Consider the following 16,773-nt stretch of genomic DNA (forward strand, 5'->3'; position numbering starts at 1 on the left):
GGGCGTGAGCCTCTTCACCTTTGCCAGAAGTAACGCTCTGATTGCACAGAGCGATGTCAGAGTGGGCGCCGCCCCACCCTGCAGGTTTCAGTAGCCTCACTCGAGGCCCTGACTGCAAATGCCAGCGATACGTGCCACTGAGTTCTGTGTCACCTCAAGGTTTTAACGGAGTGTCATGACCCGTGTTGGATCCGTGCTCGGTGTCACGGAAGTAATAACACTGGGTTGAGGAACTCATGCGCCAAGTGCGGGATATTGGACGTCGTCCGAACGGGTTAGGTCCCGCAGCGCGTCTCGACTTGATTTACCCCACCCCGGGGCCTTTATAGTTCCGTGACTCATCACCCAGAGTGCGGTAGGTAGGAACCCCCTCCACCTCCCTTCAGCCCTCCAGGAGGATCACCGGTGCCGTCGCATCGCGCCGACACAGCTGCCCCGCAGCTGCGACCCCGCCCGAACCGGAGCAACCGGTCCGGCGGAACGCAGCGTCGCTCAGGTTCCAGCTCTGCCCGTCGTCCCATCCGCAGGCCCGGCTCATCGCTGAGTGCCCCCCAGGTCGGTATCGCCGGCGCCCTGGGCATCGCCACCATCGCCGCCCCGATCAGCGGCGCGATGGCCGACCCGATGCCCCAGGCGAAGGTCAACCAGATCAGCAGCACGGTCGCCAGCGTCAGCGCGGTGAACTTCCCGGCTGCGGCCGACGCCGCCGGCATCGGGGTGAAGACCCTCAAGGTCGTCACCACCGAGACCGTCGAGAGCTCCACGCCGGATCTGCTCGCTGCTCCCAAGACGATCGTCGTCGACCGCGCCTCGCGGTCCGGTGAGCGCTCGGTGCTCCCGGGTTGCAGCGGTGTGGCGGTCACCGGCGCGGCCAACGGCCAGATCCCCGACAGCTCGCTCTGCACGCTGTGGGACTCCGGTCACCGCCTGCGTGCCGACGCGGCCGTCGCCCTCGCGAAGCTGAACATCGCCTACAAGCAGACGTTCGGCGACGACATCTGCATGACCGACTCGTACCGCTCGCTCAGCGCGCAGTACTCGGTGCGGGCGCGCAAGCCCACGCTGGCTGCAGTGCCCGGCACCAGCGAGCACGGCTGGGGTCTGGCGGTCGACCTGTGCGACGGTGTCGAGACCGGTAGCGGTTCGCGGTTCCAGTGGCTGGTCGACAACGCGTCGGACTACGGCTGGGAGAACCCGGAGTGGGCCAAGCCCGGCAACGGTCAGTACGAGCCGTGGCACTGGGAGTACACCGCCGGCGAGTGAGCTCGTCGCTCTGGATTTTTCGCTTTTCCTGGTCGTCCTGGGTGGTGAACCCGCGGCCGTGTTTCGGCGACTCCGGCGGCGGCCCGACTCGCGCGTCCCGGCAGTTCTCCTCCCGTACCGTGCGGAGAGTGCCACGGTGCGGGCTGCCGATTCGCTGCGGATGACCGTCCCCGGGGCGGCCGAATCACGACCGCGGGTAGCTCTTGAATTTTTGTGGGCCCGTTGGCTCGGGCTCTTGGCAGGGTGCTCTCTGGAGTCTCGTCAGGGGCTTGTCTCGAGGGGAGGGTCCCGCTTCAGGGGCGGGCTCACCCTCGTTGCCTGCTGATGGTCTACCGGAGCCGACGGCTGAGCGCCGGTCCGGGAGGCTCGTCCTGCGTATTCTTGTTAGTTCTCGGGGCCGCACGACTCCCGTGCGCCGCACGGACTTCCGTGCTCGGCTCCCGTTGCGGGGGACTTCGGTTCGGGCTGATCGGCCCTCATCGAGTTCCCACTGGTTTCTTGCCGTGGCCTACGCCGCCTTCAGGACGCCGGCCTCGGTGATGATGCAATTTTTCAGGTGGTGCGGTGTCCGTTCACGCGACCCTGGTGCGGCCCTGTAACTAGAGGCTCGACTCGGCTGTCACGTACCGGCGCTGGTAGTGCTCTGGTTCGCGTGGTGCTGGTGTTGCCGTAATGCCTTGCGTTGCGGAGGATCTGAGCGAGCTGAAGGTCAGCTGGCTTCGCGGAGCTGCGTGGCCTTGCGAGCCTCGCGACGCTCCTTGCGCTCGGCCACGTAAATGGCCTCGCGGTCTTCCTCGGTGAGGCCGCCCCACACGCCGTACGGCTCGCGGACCGACAGGCCGTGCTCACGGCACTGCTGCATCACCGGGCAGCCGGCGCACACGGCAACCGCTGCGGCGTCTCGCTTGTGCCGGGCCGGACCGCGCTCGCCCTCGGGGTGGAAGAAGAGCTGGGGGTCGGCCTCGCGGCATGAACCCTGGTACTGCCACTCCCAGACGTCGGCGACGGGAACGGGGAGTCGGGAAAGCTCGGCCATGGGATCCTCCGCGGTGTTGCGTTGACCAGCCCCTCGGCTGATCGGGTGCTTAGAACCTTACTAACCGAGTCAGCCATTGTTCAAGCCCTTCGCTCCGAAACTTGTTCACGAGTACTTCAAGGTTCAGGGATGCGGGATGGCCCGATTCGTGGCAGGGGTGGGTGCCCGAGGTTGTTCGGAGGAGTCTGGCGGCGGCCTGTTCATGCCTCTGACCTGCTCTTATGTCAGAAACGATCAGGAAGTGACCAGGACCGGACAGGGGTTGTTCACCGAGTGGACAAGGTTGTTCACGGGGGTGATGCGGGTGCATCGCTTCGCGCGAATCGGTGCACGAAGCGCTTCGCGGCGAAGCGATTCAGCGGCGTGTCGCGCTCGTGCAACGCTTCACAAGCCGCTTCGGGCGAGGGCTGAAGCGATTCGGGCAGGATGATCTGAAGCGGTTCGCGGTCTTGTGGGGGGTTCGTGACCGTGAATCGGTTGTCCGGTTCTGCCCGGGGGGCGGCTCGGTGGTCCTGGCCTGCCAGTCCTGGCCTGCCAGTCCTGCTCTGCCAGTCCTGCTCTGTCGGTCCGGGCGGGATGGCCTGACGCGGTTGACCGGGCTGCTTGGTCAGGCGGGAGCGAGGAACGCGGTGACGGCCTGGAGGGTTGCCGGTTCGCGAAGGATCGATCCGTGGGTGGCGCCGTCCACCACGAGGAGCTGGGCCGAGGGCAGGACTTCCCGCACGTGCTGAGCAGCGCTGACCCGTTCCCGGTCGAGTGCGCCGACGATCATCTGGGTGGGCACGGTGAAGCGTTCGAGGGTGTCGTCGTCCACACCCGGGTCGTCTTCGGAGCGAGACATGTAGGCGGCCAGGGCCTGGGCGTCGTTGGCGGCGAAGGCGTGGCGGGTGGCGGCGTCGAGCTGGGTGCCGGTGTGGTGTTGCCAGCCGGTGAGGAAGCCGTCCATGCCTCCTTCTCTCAGGGCGGTGATGCAGCCGGGGAAGAAGACGCGGTCGAACGCCCCCTTGTCCGTGCCTGGCGCCCCAGCGATGGAGACGAACCGATTCAGGCGTTCCGGGTGGGTCGCGGCCAGGGAGAAACCGATGCGCCCGCCGAGCGAGTACCCGACGTAGTCGACGGTGGCAGGGCCCTCTGCCCCGGGGCCGGCGATGGGCTGGGCGCTCGCGGTGGGGCCGGCGTTCGGGGCCTGGCCGGGCCCCGAGATGCGGTTGTCGCCGGGGGCTCGGCCGGTGGTGGCCGTGCTCCCGATCACCTCGTCGAGGACGGCGATGATGTCGGCGACGAATGCGTCCATGCCGTAGGCGGTTTCGTGGTGAGGGCCGTCGCTGCGCCCGTGGCCACGGAGGTCGACGGTGATCACCCGATGTGTCGTCGTGAGCGCGCGCACGTATCCGAAGCCGCGCCAGATCGCCTGCGAGAGCGCTGTGCCGTGGGACATCAGCACGGTGGGCGCTCCCTCGTCGCCCGAGACGCAGGGGAAGGTGCGGTAGACGATGCGCGTGCCGTCGACCGGGCTGTTCACGGAATCCACGGGACTGACGGTACTGACCTGCGCCCGGGGCACCCGGTAGCGGGCTACCCGGCGCCGCACGGCCGCGCGACTACGTGTGGTGGGTGCCGATAGCTACACGCCGGGCCCCTTGGTGTGGCCGCTCCCGCTGCGCGTCGCTCCCGCTGCGCGTCGCCCCAACTACAACTACTGGGCGGCCCGCTGTGGCGCGCGCCAACTACTGGGTGCCTCGCTGCGCGGTGCCCAGCTGCGCGGTGCCCAGCTGCGCGGTGCCCAGCTGCGCGGTGCCCAGCTGCGCGGTGCCCAGCTGCGCGGTGCCCAGCTGCGCGGTGCCCAGCTGCGCGGCGCGCCTCAGCTGCGCGGCGCGCCTCAGCTGCGCGGCGCGCCTCAGCTGCGCGGCCTCCCGGCTGAGGAGAAGTGGCCCGCTCTGCGTTGGGCCTGGCCATGCGAGGCGGGCGCCGGTCTCGCTGTGGGCCTCTGGGCGCGCGCCGTCTGTCCTCCGCCGGCCGTCACCGCGGCCGAGGCGCAGCCCAGCGGGCGGCCGCGCGGCCTGGCCGGTCGTCGCGCGGCCGAGCGACGACCGGCGGCGTGTGGCAGTCTCGCGCCCGTAGACGGCCGTTCGGTGGGATCAGACAGCCGCGTCGACAGCGTTCAGCGGTGGGGGAGTTCGGGGGCGGGGGAATCGAGGGGGACCGCGGCGCCTCGGACCAGGTCCAGCTCGGCCGACTCCCGGGGCAGCACCGTGTTCAGGGCCCAGTCGGCGGCCGTGCGCACCCGGTTGCCCGGCATCGCGAGCAGGTGGTAGCCGCGGGTCACGGCCTTGGCCGGCAGCCCGGACAGCGGCACCCGCAACGGGTTTGCCGCCGCCTGTGCCCCGCCCAGATCTACGACGAAGCCCAGGTCGTGATGCTTGTACGCCCGGCGCTCGCCGACCCCGAACGACGCCGCGACATTCGCGGCCGCCCGCTTGCCCTGCCGGGTGGCGTGCTGGGCAGTCATCGCGGTGACCTCGCCCGGGCGGGTGAGGTCGGGCACGGCCGCTATGTCACCGCAGGCGAAGAGCTCGGGATGGTCTGGCACGCCGAGGAACTCGTCGACCACCAGACGGCCCTGCTGCAACGGCAGATCGAGGCCGGACACCAGAGGGTCGGGGTGCACACCCACGCACCAGATCAGGCTGCGGGTTCGCACGAACTCGCCGTCGGTGAGCAGAACGCCCTCGCGCGTGGCCTCTTTCACCGAGACGCCCATCATCACCTCAACCCCTCGTCGCCGCAGCACCCGGTCGGAGGAGCGCGAAAGACGTTCATCCAGAGTGGGAAGTACCCTCTTGGCCGTGTCGAGCAGCAGCCACCGCGCCTTCTGCCCGGCCAGCCTCGGCCGGTGCCTCAGCAGGGCATCGGTGATGAGGGGACCCTGGGCCGCCACCTCGGTGCCCGTGTATCCGGCCCCGACCACCACAAAGGTGCAGCGCTGATCGCGCTCGGCCTGGTCGTCGGTGGTGTCGGCCAGTGCCACCTGGCACGTGATGTGGTCTCGCAGGTACACCGCCTCGGGGATACCCCGGAAACCGTGGGCGAACTCGTCGATTCCGGGGACTGGCAGCAGCTTGTTCACACTGCCTGCCGCCAGCACCAGCCGGTCGTAGCCCAGGGTGCCGCTGTTGCCCTCGGCGTCGAGATAGGTCACGGCCCGGCCCGGCAGGTCGATGCCCTCGACCGAGCCGAGCACCAGCCTCACCTTCGGCAGCGTCTGGGCCAGCGACACGGCGATGCGGCGAGGATCGAGCGTGCCGGCCGCCACGTCGGGCAGCAGCGGCAGGTAGAGGAAGTAGTTGGTCGGGTTGATCAGCACGATCTCGGCAGCGTCACCGGCGGTGCGACTCAGACCTCGGGCGGCCTCGAACCCCGCGAAGCCCGCCCCGACGACGATGATTCTGGCGCGCTGACGATCTCTGAAGGCAGCATCCGTCACCATGCACCGACCCTAGGTCGACGTTGCCTGGGCCGCCACGCCGGAGGACTCCAGGCGGAGCAGGGTCTGCTTCGCCGTGGGACCACCGACGTACTGCCCGGACGAACCGTCGCTGCGGACGACCCGATGACACGGCACCACCACCGGCAGCGGGTTGCGGGCGCAGGCCGTGCCGACCGCCCGCACCGCCTTCGGGCTGCCCGCCGCCAGCGCCACGGCGGCGTAGCTGGCCGTGCTGCCGTAGGCGATGGTCTGCAGGTGGGCCAGCACATTGTGTCGGAAAGCGCCGCTGGCCAGCCGGAAGTCGAGCCCGAGGTCGAACCGCTGACGGTCGCCGTGCAGGTACTCGTCGATCTGCTGGGCGGCTCCGTCGAGCCGGGCCGGGGCGTGCATCAGGCGCGGGCTGATGCGGGCGGCCAGATCGGTGAGCACCTCTTCGTGCCCCTCGACCGCGAACGCCACCCGGACCAGCCCCAGCGACGTGGCCGCCAGCAGCAGCGGCCCCAACCGGGTGTCGATGGTGCGGTAGGCGACGTCGAGCAGGCCGCTCTCACCGGCCTCGCGGGCCAGTCGTGCCCGCAGCCCGGTGTGGTGGTCGGTGCCGTCGCCGTCGAGCAGCTCGATCAGCGCCTGCTCGACGGCGCTCAGCTCGGCCTGCTGGCCGGGGAACTGGTCGTCGGTGTCGGGGGCCATGGCGGCTGCCTCCTCCTGGGCCGAGAGCTCGGCGAGGTCGGGAAAAAGATTGAGGATGCTGGGGTTCCAGGGTTTCTGGGCGGGGATCGCGCTCACGACAGCTCCTGGGTGGGGATCGGCTGGAAGATGCGGCGCAGAGTGGTGATGCCGTCGGACGCCGCGCGCCGGGCCGCCACCACCGAGCAGCCGAGGATCGCGGCGACCTCGGTGTAAGGCAGCCCGGCCACGTGGTGGTAGGCCACCGCCTGACGCTGCCGCAACGGCAGGGCCAGCACCGCCGGCCACGGGTCGAGCATGTGATCGGCGTTCGGCCCCAGCCCGACCTCGTCGGCGCCGCTGAACCCGGCCGCGTGCCCGTGCGCGATGGTGTGCCCGAGCTCGACGTCGTCTCGATCGGGAGCGCCGTCGGGAGGGTCGCTGCCGTCGGGCAGCTCGGGCACCGGCGTGGGATTGCGGGACATGAGCCGGATCTGGTCGATCGCCTTGCGGTGGGCGATGGTGACCAGCCAGGCCTCGACATCACTGTCGGGCGCGAGGGCCGGATAGGCCCGCATTGCCGCCAGGAACGTTTCTGACCAGGCATCGTCGGCGGCGACCGGGCCGACGACCGCACGGCACACCCGCAGAACGGTGGGACCGTGGCGCTCGACCACACGCTCGAAAGGTTCTCGCTTCACAATGGGTAAACGCCCCCCACTCCCCGGATGTGAGGTCCCACCCCGACAATTTTTCCGACCCCGAATCCGCACCGAGGAAGCCGCATGCGCGAACCCGTCACCGTACGCCCCCGCACCCCCGCCGACCTGCCGTTCGTGGCCGGGGCGCTGAGAGGGGTACACGAACAGGACCGGTACCCGATGATCTGGCCGGACGATCCCGCGGCCTGGCTCGACCCGCCCGGGACGACCGCCGCGTGGGTGGCGGTCGAGACCGACGTGACCGCCACGTCCACCATTCTCGGGCACCTCTGTGTGGTGAAGGGCGCGCACGACACCAGCGTCTCCCGCCTCTTCACCACCCCCGCCGCCCGTGGACGCGGCCTGGGCCTGGGCGAACGCCTGCTCGGAGAGGCCGTGCGCTGGGCTCGTGATCGAGGCGAGCACCTGGTGCTCGACGTGGTGGACGACGGCGGCCCCGCGCCCGCCCTCTACGAGCGCCTGGGCTGGCGGCTGACCGGCACGGACGTCGCCGACTGGGCCACTCCCGAGGGGCAGTATCTGCCGATCAGGCTGTACCGGGCTCCGGCCGAAGCGGTTTCGTCCGAGAGCAGGCCAAAGAGCTCAGGGGCCAACGATGGTGGACGCGCGGGGCGGCGCGGTCACGATCGGCGCCATGGTCACGTCGGAGCCGGGAACGGACGACCCGGAAATCTTCGGCGCAGTGCCGTCTTCGGCCGGAGCCGGACGGCAGCCGGTGATCAGGACGACGGCGGTGAGCACGGTCAGTGAGGTGGCGGCGGATCGGCGGGACGTGAACACGCTCGCCAACGTAGAGGACCTGTTCGGGGCCTGTGGGTGGTTTCACCCAGATGTGATGTTCAGGCTTCCCGATGGGTCAGGAATCGCGTGAGTTCCGCCAGCTCGTCGAGAGCGGTCACCGACAGGTCGTGGCCCTCGAGCGCCCGGTTGGCCAGGTCGACCTCGTGCGCGGCCTCGGCCAGCGCCCGGTCGCGGGCACCGGCGTCTTCGAGGATGCCGGCGATGCGCAGCAGGTCGGGCTCCGGGTCGTCACCGGCGAGCCAGCGGCCGACCTCCTGCGCCGCGGCTCCACCACCGCTCAGCACCGAGGTGACGGGCAGGGATTTCTTGCGGGCCCGCAGGTCGGACAGCACCGGTTTGCCTGTGACCGCCGGGTCGCCCCAGATGCCGAGCACGTCGTCCACCCATTGGAAAGCCATGCCGACGTGCGCGCCGTAGGTGCCCAGCGCGTCGACCATCGGCACCGAACCACCCGCCAGAAGTGCCCCCAGGCGCCCACTTGCCGCCAGGAGCGCACCGGTCTTGCCGGCGGCCATCGCCTTGCACTCGTCGAGCTCGACCCACGAGCGCCGCTCGAAGGCGAGGTCTTCGGTCTGCCCCCGCACCAGCTCACGCACCGCGGACCCGAGCGCGCGCACGGCCTGCGGGTGCAACGCCAGCTGATCCTGCGCGAGGTTGAGCAGGGCGTCTCCGGTCAGGATCGCTGACGGCACGCCCCACACCGCCCACACCGTGGGCCGATGGCGGCGTTCGGTGTCGCCGTCCATCACGTCGTCGTGGATGAGCGAGAAGTTGTGCACCAGCTCGACCGCGACCCCGGCCGGCACCGCCTGCTCGGCGGGCGCCCCGCAGGCCTCGGCCGCCAGCAGCGCCAGGGCCGGGCGAACCGCCTTGCCCCCGGAACTCTCTCGGGGCGTGCCGTCCGACTCGGTCCAGCCCAGGTGGTATTCGGCGATGGACCGGTTGACCGGGTCGAGCTGCCGCACGGTGTGGCGCAGCGCCGGCTCGACCAGGGAACGGGCGCGGGTGAGAACAGGTGGTCCAGACATCGCCATCGTCGTCATACCCGCAGCCTCCGAACGGTCCAGGACGCGGAAACCGTCGGGTTCCCGCTGGGAACAGCGCTTTTCGTCGTGCCCGGTCGGTCTGCCGCCGAACCGGCGACCCCCGGCGGCCGTCATGCCCCCAACGACCACGGACCGTCAGCAGTTCCACCCCGAACCCGTTCCAGTCTTCCCCAGATCGGGCGTTCGCGCCCGTCGGCGGGGGACGGTTCCGCAGATAGATGGCCGGAAAGGAAAGTGTGGTGCTTTCGATTATCGATAATCGAAAGCACGGGCTTCCGTGATCCGGCCCGGCCAGTGGTAGCGAGCACGTGCTCCGGCCAGTGGTAGCGGTTACGGGGCGTCGGCCAGAGGTAGCGGTTACGGGCACTGGCTAGAGGCAACGGTTGCGGGCGCCGGCCAGAGGTAGCGGTTGCGGGGCGCTGGCCAGAGGTAGCGATCGCGGGCGCTGGCTAGAGGTAGCGGTTGCGGGCGCCGGCTAGAGGTAGTGGTTACGAGCATTGGCTAGAGGCAGCGGTTGCGGGCGCTGGCCAGCGGTACCGGGTACAGGCACCGGCTAGAGGTAACGGCCACGGGCACCGGCTAGCGGTAGCGAGTACAGGCGCCGGCCAGCGGTAGCGAGCAGAGTACTGAGCCGCCGAAACAGAAAAGACGATGCGCCGGGGGACGAGGGGAAATCGATCGGACAGGCAGCCGGAGTGAGGCCTGGTCGCAGAACGCCGGGGACTGCCGGTGCACGTCGTCTGTGCACCCGACCTCCCGACATGATTCGATGCCGATGTGAACTCCATCAGTCGGGGCTGGCTGTTCATCATCCTGTTCGGCGGTGCGGCCGTTCTGCTCCTCGCCGCGCGCGGATTCGGCGGGGCCGGCGACATCACGGGGTCGGTCGAGAGCGAGACGACCAACCCCGGGATTCCCTACGCCGGCACGGCCGAGGGGCCGGACGGGTCGGACGGGTCGGACGACGACCGGGAACTCCCGGCCCGCTTCCCGCGGCAGGGCGAGGGCACGCTGTTCGCCGGCCGGGCCCAGCTGCTCCCGGTGTCCGGCGACACCATGGTGCTGTCGGCCTACGAGGGGGACGAGGTCACGGCCCAGGCCGTGCCGGTGCTGTCGGTGGACGCCGACGAGGGGTTCTGGATCGGCAGCCCGGGCGAGCGTCTCTGGGTGCAGCTCGTCGGCCCGCCGCCGGAGTCGCCCTACCGGGTACGGGCCGGTGACTCGGTCACGTTCAGCGGCCGGATCGTCGAGCACAGCGCGTCGTTCGCGGCCCGGGTCGGCGTCGACCGGGCCGAGGGTTCCCGCACGCTGGCGGTGCAGCGGGCCCACATCGAGGTCAGCAAACGCACTCTGGCCGTGGCTCCCTAACTTGAACAGTTGAGGACCCGGATCACCCGGACGGATCAGAGAACCACCCTCGGCTGAGGCTCAGGCCGGGGGCAGGTCTGTCGATAACCGGTGGGTGCCTCACGCATCGACTGTTCTCGGAACCACGCTCTCACCCGAGAAGATCGACCCGCAACCCCACCCCGCGAAACCGGAGTTCCGGCCGGACATCGAGGGTCTGCGTGCGGTCGCGATCATCCTGGTGGTGCTCTACCACTGCGGCGTCAGCGCGTTCAGCGGCGGTTACGTGGGCGTGGACGTCTTCTTCGTCATCTCCGGCTTCCTCATCACCGGGCACCTGGCCCGCGAGGTGGAGACGACGGGACGGCTGCACATCGGCCGGTTCTACGCCCGCCGCGGCATGCGGCTGCTGCCCGCGGCCACGCTGACGATCGTCGCCACCTTGCTGGCCGCCTGGTGGTGGCTGCCCTCGGTCCGGCTGAAGGACATCGCCACCGACGGGCTGGCCGCGACCGGCTACGTGCTGAACTACCGGCTCGCCGCGACCGGCACCGAGTACCGCGGCGAGGGGGACCTGCCCTCACCGCTGCAGCACTTCTGGTCGCTCGGCGTGGAGGAACAGTTCTACCTGGTGATCCCGCTGCTGCTGGTGCTCACCGCGGTGCTGCTGAAGCGCCGGGCCGCCTTCGTCGCGGTGATCGCGCTGGTCACCGCCGGGTCGTTCGCCTGGTCGGTGCTGTCCACCGACGAGCTCGCGAACTGGGCCTACTTCGGGGCCCCGACCCGGGCCTGGGAACTCGGCGCGGGAGCCCTGCTGGCGCTCGCCCTGCCCTACACGCCGCGGCTGCCCGACGCCCTGGCCTCGCTGGTACGGCTGATCGGCCTCGGCCTGATCGTCGTCGCCGCGATGAACTTCGACGACCGCACCCCGTTCCCGGGGTACCACGCGGGTCTGCCGGTGCTCGGCGCGTTCCTGGTGATCGCCGCGGGCCGGGCCGTCAGCGGGCGCCTGCTCAGCCACGGCGTGATGCGCGCGATCGGCGCCCGCTCGTACTCCTGGTACCTCTGGCACTGGCCGGTGCTGCTCATCGCCCCCTACGCGCTGGACGAGGACTTCGGCACCGGCAAGAAACTGGCCGCCGCCGGCTGCGCCTACCTGATGGCCGTGATCAGCTACGCGATGGTCGAGCGCCCCCTGCACGAGCTCGGCCGCGAGCGTCCCGGGTGGGGCGTGAACGCGCTCACCGGGCTGGGACTCATGGTGGTGGCCGCGGTGGTGTCCCTGCTGGTGCCGGTGCTGCCCGACCGCACCCCGGAGGGCACGGTGAACGCCGGGCGGGTCGAGCTGACCGGCAGCACCAGCGCCCGCGAGAAGCAGCTCGAGCAGAAGCTCAGCGCGTCGCTGAAGGTCGACGACCTGCCGAAGAACCTGACGCCGAGCCTCAAGGGTGCGGCCCGGGACCTGCCGCCGGTCTACTACGACGGCTGCCACCAGGAGCTCGAGATCAAGGACGTGCCGAAGAGCTGCGAGAACTTCGGCGATCCCCGGGGCAAGCGCACCGTGGTGCTGTTCGGGGACTCGCACGCGGCCCAGTGGTGGCCCGCGCTCAACCAGGTCGCCAAGCAGAAGAAGTGGCGCTTCGCCAGCTTCACCAAGAGCGCCTGCACCGCCGCCGACGTGCGGATCTACCTGGAGCTGACCAAGCGCGACTACACCGAGTGCATCCAGTGGCGCCGCGACATCCTCAAGCGGGTGCAGGCGATGAAGCCCGCCGTGGTGGTGATGTCGGCGAACGCGGACGGCGGCGAGGCCCTGAACGGTGAGGGCTCGCAGGACGACCGCTGGGTGGAGGGCTGGCGCCGCAACGCCGAGGCCATGCAGGCCACCGGCGCCCAGGTCGTCTACCTCGAGGACAGCGCCTGGCCCAAGGTGAACGTGCCGGAGTGCCTGTCGACCAAGCCCACCGAGATCTCCGACTGCGCCGCCAGCGAGCGCCAGGCCACCACGGCCCCCGACCGGCGCAAGCTGATCGAGGAGATGATCGAGGACATCGGTGGCACCGTGGTGGACCCGATGCCGTGGTTCTGCGCCCCGAAGGGCTGCCCGACGGTGGTCGGCAACATGCTCGTGTACCAGGACGACAGCCACGTGACACAGGTCTACGCGAAGTTCCTCGGGCCCATCCTGGGCGAGAAGCTACGGCTCAGGCAGCTCAAGTAGGGCTACTCCACCCAGCCGTGCCGCCGGGCCAGCGTGACCACCGCGCGGCGCAGCTGGGTGATCTGCTCGCCGGTCATGCTCGGCACCGATTCCAGGCACACCTCGGCCAGTTCGGCGTTCAGCGTGTCGGCCGTGAGTACCTCGCGGGCGGCCGGCCGGACGGCCCCGTTGGCCACCGGAGCGGCGCTCGCCGCCGTGCGCTGCGGAGCGATCGTGGCGGAGCCCGGGGTGGGCACGGCCGCTCCTTGGGACGCGGCGGCCAGGGTGGCCGGAGAGGGCACCGAGGCGGGTGTGGGCACCGGCGGGGCGGCTGTGGCCACGGAGCCGTTGGCCACGCTGGTGTGCGGCTGGGCGGCCGGGCTCGGCGTGGGATGCGGCTGCGCGGTGGGCCCGTGGGTGGAGGGGGCCTGCACGGCCGGCGAGGGCACGGGACCGGCCGGTTTCGCGGGCGCGGTGCTCACCGGCGGTACCACCGGACGGCCCTTGATCACCCTCACGGCCGTGGCCTTGAGGCCGCGCTCGCCCTCGATCACGTCGAACTCCACCGGAACTCCCGGGTGGTACTGATGCTTTTCTGCAAGCAGTGCGTTCGCGTGAAGAAAGACGTCTTCACCACCGGCGTCCGGGGCAATGAAGCCGTATCCACGAATTTCGTCGAACCGCAGTATCTTTCCTGTCGCCACAGCAGTCGCATCCTTCTCGTCGTCAGGTGCGCGAGGTGGCCGATAATAGCGGGTCCGTCCTCGCGGATTCCTTCTGCCGGACACTCTTCCAGATATCAGAATGCCTGGTCAGGCGGGTTGCGAGAACTTGCCGTCGGGAGGCGGGAAATGACTCGCGAGTATCACCAGGTATAACGATGTCAGGTGAGTTTCGGTTCCGTTCAGGCGGTCGGATAATCCGCCGAACGGCCCGAGGCCAGGGCCCGGAAACGGGCTATCAGGTCGGACTGCCGGGCCGGGAGAAACTCCTGTGCCACGGCCGCCGCGTCGTCGTAGGCGGAGATCAGGAGTTTCCGGGCGATGGGCTGCCCGGTGCTCTCGATCAATGTGAGTGTCGCCAGAGTGAGAGCGAATCTCAGACGGGGCGGAAGTTCCGCGGTGTGCAGGGCCCCGTCCCGCGGCAGATTGGGCACGCACTCACTGAGGGCGCCCATCGCGGCCGACGCCAGGGCGTGCCGCGCCTCCGGATCGGTCTCCCGGGCACAGGCGAGCAGGCTGTTCTCGGCGTTGGTGATGCGGGGATCGGTGGGTGGTTCGGGGGCCCGGGTGTGGATGACCTCGAGCCGGTCGGGGGTCTCGTCGCCCACGTTGCTGCCCGAGTTGTTGCCCGGACTGCCGCCGAGGCTGTTGCTGCTGCGGACGCTGGGGGCGCCCAGTTGCGGGAGCGGCGCGCGCGGCGGTTGTCTCGGGCTGCGCGGGGCCGGCGACGGCGGACGCGCCGGTTGCGTCTCGGGGGATGCCGCAGGACGCGGTGGCCGGGTTGCGTGGGGCGGTCGTGGTCGCGCGGTGTCCGGTCGTGCGATGTCTGAATGCGCGGCGTCCGGGCGGGCCGGGTTCGGGGCGGCCGGGAAGGGGTGTGTGGCGCCCCTGTCGTCGCGGGGCGGGTGCTGTTCCAGGTGGGGCGCGGGCCGGTTCCAGGGGGCAGGGTTGCGGGGACCGGCGTTGCGGGCGGCCTGGTCACGAGGAGTCTGGTTGCGCGCGGTGGGATTGCGCGGCTGGTGGGGTGCGCGCGGGGACACGCTGGTGGGCGCGGTGTTTCCGGCCGGGGAGTTTCCGCCCAGGACGGTGCGCGGGGTGCTCGCACCGGACGTCGTGTAGCCCCCGCTGGTGTACCCGCCACTGGTGAAACCGCCTGCGGCGAAACGGGATGCGGTCTGGTCGCCGCGCTCGGGGCGGCGCGGCCGGGGCGTCGGGCGCGGTGGCCGGGGGCGGGTGCGGCTGGCGTCGGCGTCCCGCGGCGCGTCGGTGGTCGCGGCCGAACGGCGGACGTCGCGGTCACCTCCCGGCCCCCCTCGCCCCTGCGGGGCGTGAGAACGGGGGGCGTCCTCGGCCGACCCGCGTGGATCCGCAGCGCTCGCCCGGTTCTGGGGCCGGACGTCGCGCGCGCTCGTCGTATACGTACCCGGGGCAAGACCCTGGGGGTCGGGGGCGCGGAGGTCAGCGGCCGCGGCGGACGCGTCGTGGGTGTTCGGCGACGAGGCGGCGCGGTGGAGTTCGTGGCCACGGGCGTCGAGGTCGCGCAGGTCGGCGGTGGCCGGGGTCCACGGACGCACCGTGGGGCCGTTGCCGGAACTCGTGGGTGGGGTGTCGAAGCCGCGGAGGTCGGTGGTGTGGGTGTCCACCGTCGGCGGGTTCCAGGGGGGCACGTCACGGGAGTCGGTGGCGCGCGGGGGAGCCGGGTGGTCGCGCAGATCGGCCACCGCCGGGGGCTGACCGGCGGAGGGCCGGCCGGCGAAGGGCACGTCGTCGAGCGTCGGGTCGGGGAAGGACGGGGCCGTGAAGTAGTCGTCCCTGGAGAAACCGGACGACGCGGGAGGGAGGTCCGGCTGAAGGTTCGCCGTGTGGAAGGTGGGCCCGGAGGGGCCGGTGACCGGCGCGTCCGCCATGGGGGAGGTGACCCCGTGCGGGAGGGGAGCCGAGGGGCCACCGAACCAGGGCGAGGGGGCGAAGGCGGAGGCGCTGGCGAACGAGGAGATCCGGCGGGCCAGAGCGTCGGGATGAAGCACGCGGTAACGCGGTGAACTGGGAGCGGCCTGGTGACGAGGGTTGCGCTTCGCGAAGAGGTCGCCGTGCTGGTCGAGCACGACCATCACGCGGGACTCGTCGGTGTGGCAGTAGGCGGCCAGCGTCGCGGCGTCGAACTCCTGCAGGTCTGCCGCGGTCGACAGCACGTCCACGTCGATCACGGCGGTGGCCCCCTCAGGCTCTTCAACTACTCCCAGCAATCAGGAGGCCCCATTCTCTCGACGCTGCGTGACCATCGAGAGTGCGACACGCCCTAACTCCTGTGACTGAAGAGAATTGGGTGCACAAACAGAACGTGATCATGCGAAACCTCCCGGCGGAGGTTCCGCATGATCACGAGGGGGCTCAGGCCAGCAGGCCGCGGACCTCTCCGGAGATCTGCAGGTCTTCGCGGGCCGTCACCACGAAGGTGCGCACCGGCGCCTTCTCGGCGCTGATTTCCAGGTCGCTGTGGGCCTGGTGGTTGAGTGCGCCGTCGACGAGCACACCGGCCCAGCCGAAGGCGGTGGCCACCTTGCCGCGGATGAGTGCCGAGTGCTCGCCGACCCCACCGGTGAAGACCAGGGCGTCGATGCCACCGGCCGACGCGATCATCGAGCCGATGCTGCTGATCAGCCGGTGCACGTAGGTGTCGAGCGCGAGAACGGCACGCTCTTCGCCCTTCTCGTACCCGGCCTCGACGTCACGCATGTCATTGCTGCCGGCCAGGGCGGTCAGGCCGCCCTCACGCTCCAGGCCCTGGGCGACATCCTCGGCCGACAGACCCGCCTGCTGCTGCAGCCAGAGCACGATGTTCGGGTCGACCGTGCCCGAGCGGGTGGCCATGACCAGACCCTCGAGCGGCGTGAAACCCATCGTGGTGTCGGCACTCTCGCCGTGCCGGACCGCGCAGAGCGAGGCCCCGGCGCCCAGGTGGCAGACGATCGTGCGCATCTCGGACACCGGGCGACCGGCCAGGGCGGCGGCCCGGGCCGAGGCGTAGGCGTGCGAGAGGCCGTGGAACCCGTAGCGGCGGATGCTGTACTTCTCCCGCCACTCGACCGGGATCGCGTAGGTGTACGCCCCGGCGTCGAGGGTGCTGTGGAAGGCCGTGTCGAAGCTGGCCACGTGCGGCACGTCGGGCAGCAGCTGACGCACCGCCTCGAGACCCGCGAGCGACTTCGGCTGGTGCAGAGGAGCGAGCGGGGTGAGGGTGCGCAGTTGCTCCATCACCCCGTCGTCGATCAGGGCGGGCCCGCTGAACAGCGTTCCGCCGTGCACGAACCGGTGGCCAACGGCCTGGGGCGCCGGCCATTCCTTGAGGGCCCGCGACAGCTCGGCGATGTCGAATCCCGAGGTGTCCGCCGGTAGGTCGACGGTGCCGATGACCTCGTCGGCGTCGCCGAGAAGCCGCACCTTGAGGCTCGACGAGCCCGCGTTGACCACCAGTACGTGCAT

At 70.5% G+C, this 16,773-nt stretch carries 13 protein-coding genes and 1 pseudogene; 5 read left to right on the forward strand and 9 right to left on the reverse strand.

What is annotated here, in order from left to right; translation table 11 throughout:
- The first annotated feature begins 405 nt into the window (after positions 1-405).
- Positions 406-1,263, forward strand: coding sequence for a M15 family metallopeptidase (locus J2S57_RS16070; protein WP_307243514.1), 858 nt, complete (start codon positions 406-408; stop codon positions 1,261-1,263).
- 709 nt (positions 1,264-1,972) lie between these two features.
- Here J2S57_RS16070 and J2S57_RS16075 read toward each other — a convergent pair.
- Positions 1,973-2,299: a WhiB family transcriptional regulator gene (locus J2S57_RS16075; protein WP_307243517.1), complete on the reverse strand. Its 327-nt coding sequence runs from the start codon at positions 2,297-2,299 to the stop codon at positions 1,973-1,975.
- Positions 2,300-2,906: 607 nt separating this feature from the next.
- On the reverse strand, positions 2,907-3,830 hold the full coding sequence (locus J2S57_RS16080; RefSeq protein ID WP_307243519.1) for an alpha/beta fold hydrolase: 924 nt from the start codon (positions 3,828-3,830) through the stop codon (positions 2,907-2,909).
- A gap of 112 nt (positions 3,831-3,942) precedes the next feature.
- On the opposite strand from J2S57_RS16080, the pseudogene J2S57_RS35345 reads away from it, so the two are divergent.
- Positions 3,943-4,143 (forward strand): annotated as a pseudogene (locus tag J2S57_RS35345) (pentapeptide repeat-containing protein); the annotation flags it as partial.
- A 317-nt stretch (positions 4,144-4,460) separates the two neighbouring features.
- On the opposite strand, the gene J2S57_RS16085 reads toward J2S57_RS35345, so the two are convergent.
- The 3 genes from J2S57_RS16085 to J2S57_RS16095 form a co-directional block, all read right to left on the reverse strand.
- Positions 4,461-5,786 (reverse strand): NAD(P)/FAD-dependent oxidoreductase, encoded by a 1,326-nt coding sequence (locus J2S57_RS16085; protein ID WP_307243521.1) that lies wholly within the window; start codon positions 5,784-5,786, stop codon positions 4,461-4,463.
- A gap of 9 nt (positions 5,787-5,795) precedes the next feature.
- Positions 5,796-6,410 carry a methylated-DNA--[protein]-cysteine S-methyltransferase gene (locus tag J2S57_RS16090; RefSeq protein ID WP_370882659.1) on the reverse strand — a complete coding sequence of 205 codons (615 nt, stop codon included), beginning with the start codon at positions 6,408-6,410 and terminating at the stop codon, positions 5,796-5,798.
- Positions 6,411-6,568: 158 nt separating this feature from the next.
- Positions 6,569-7,153 carry an RNA polymerase sigma factor gene (locus J2S57_RS16095; protein WP_307243525.1) on the reverse strand — a complete coding sequence of 195 codons (585 nt, stop codon included), beginning with the start codon at positions 7,151-7,153 and terminating at the stop codon, positions 6,569-6,571.
- An 84-nt stretch (positions 7,154-7,237) separates the two neighbouring features.
- On the opposite strand from J2S57_RS16095, the gene J2S57_RS16100 reads away from it, so the two are divergent.
- Entirely contained in the window at positions 7,238-7,924 is a 687-nt protein-coding gene (locus tag J2S57_RS16100) for a GNAT family N-acetyltransferase (RefSeq protein ID WP_307243527.1), read from the forward strand.
- A gap of 89 nt (positions 7,925-8,013) precedes the next feature.
- Here J2S57_RS16100 and J2S57_RS16105 read toward each other — a convergent pair whose 3' ends face one another.
- Positions 8,014-9,009 carry a polyprenyl synthetase family protein gene (locus tag J2S57_RS16105; protein ID WP_370882660.1) on the reverse strand — a complete coding sequence of 332 codons (996 nt, stop codon included), beginning with the start codon at positions 9,007-9,009 and terminating at the stop codon, positions 8,014-8,016.
- Between the two features lie 789 nt (positions 9,010-9,798).
- Between J2S57_RS16105 and J2S57_RS16110 the strand changes: the two genes are divergently transcribed.
- Complete coding sequence (locus tag J2S57_RS16110; protein ID WP_307243530.1) at positions 9,799-10,389, forward strand: hypothetical protein; 591 nt, start codon at positions 9,799-9,801, stop codon at positions 10,387-10,389.
- A gap of 94 nt (positions 10,390-10,483) precedes the next feature.
- A complete protein-coding gene (locus tag J2S57_RS16115; protein WP_307243532.1) occupies positions 10,484-12,589 on the forward strand; it encodes an acyltransferase family protein in 2,106 nt (701 codons plus the stop codon).
- Between the two features lie 2 nt (positions 12,590-12,591).
- Here the strand turns inward: J2S57_RS16115 and J2S57_RS16120 are convergent, their stop codons facing one another.
- From J2S57_RS16120 to J2S57_RS16130, 3 genes are all read right to left on the reverse strand, one after another.
- Positions 12,592-13,356, reverse strand: coding sequence for a cold-shock protein (locus tag J2S57_RS16120; RefSeq protein ID WP_307243535.1), 765 nt, complete (start codon positions 13,354-13,356; stop codon positions 12,592-12,594).
- A gap of 116 nt (positions 13,357-13,472) precedes the next feature.
- Positions 13,473-15,497, reverse strand: a complete 2,025-nt coding sequence (locus J2S57_RS16125; protein ID WP_307243537.1) for a hypothetical protein — start codon at positions 15,495-15,497, stop codon at positions 13,473-13,475.
- Positions 15,498-15,681: 184 nt separating this feature from the next.
- Positions 15,682-16,773 (reverse strand): acetate/propionate family kinase, encoded by a 1,092-nt coding sequence (locus J2S57_RS16130; protein ID WP_307243539.1) that lies wholly within the window; start codon positions 16,771-16,773, stop codon positions 15,682-15,684.

Source organism: Kineosporia succinea (assembly GCF_030811555.1).
Classification (GTDB): domain Bacteria; phylum Actinomycetota; class Actinomycetes; order Actinomycetales; family Kineosporiaceae; genus Kineosporia; species Kineosporia succinea.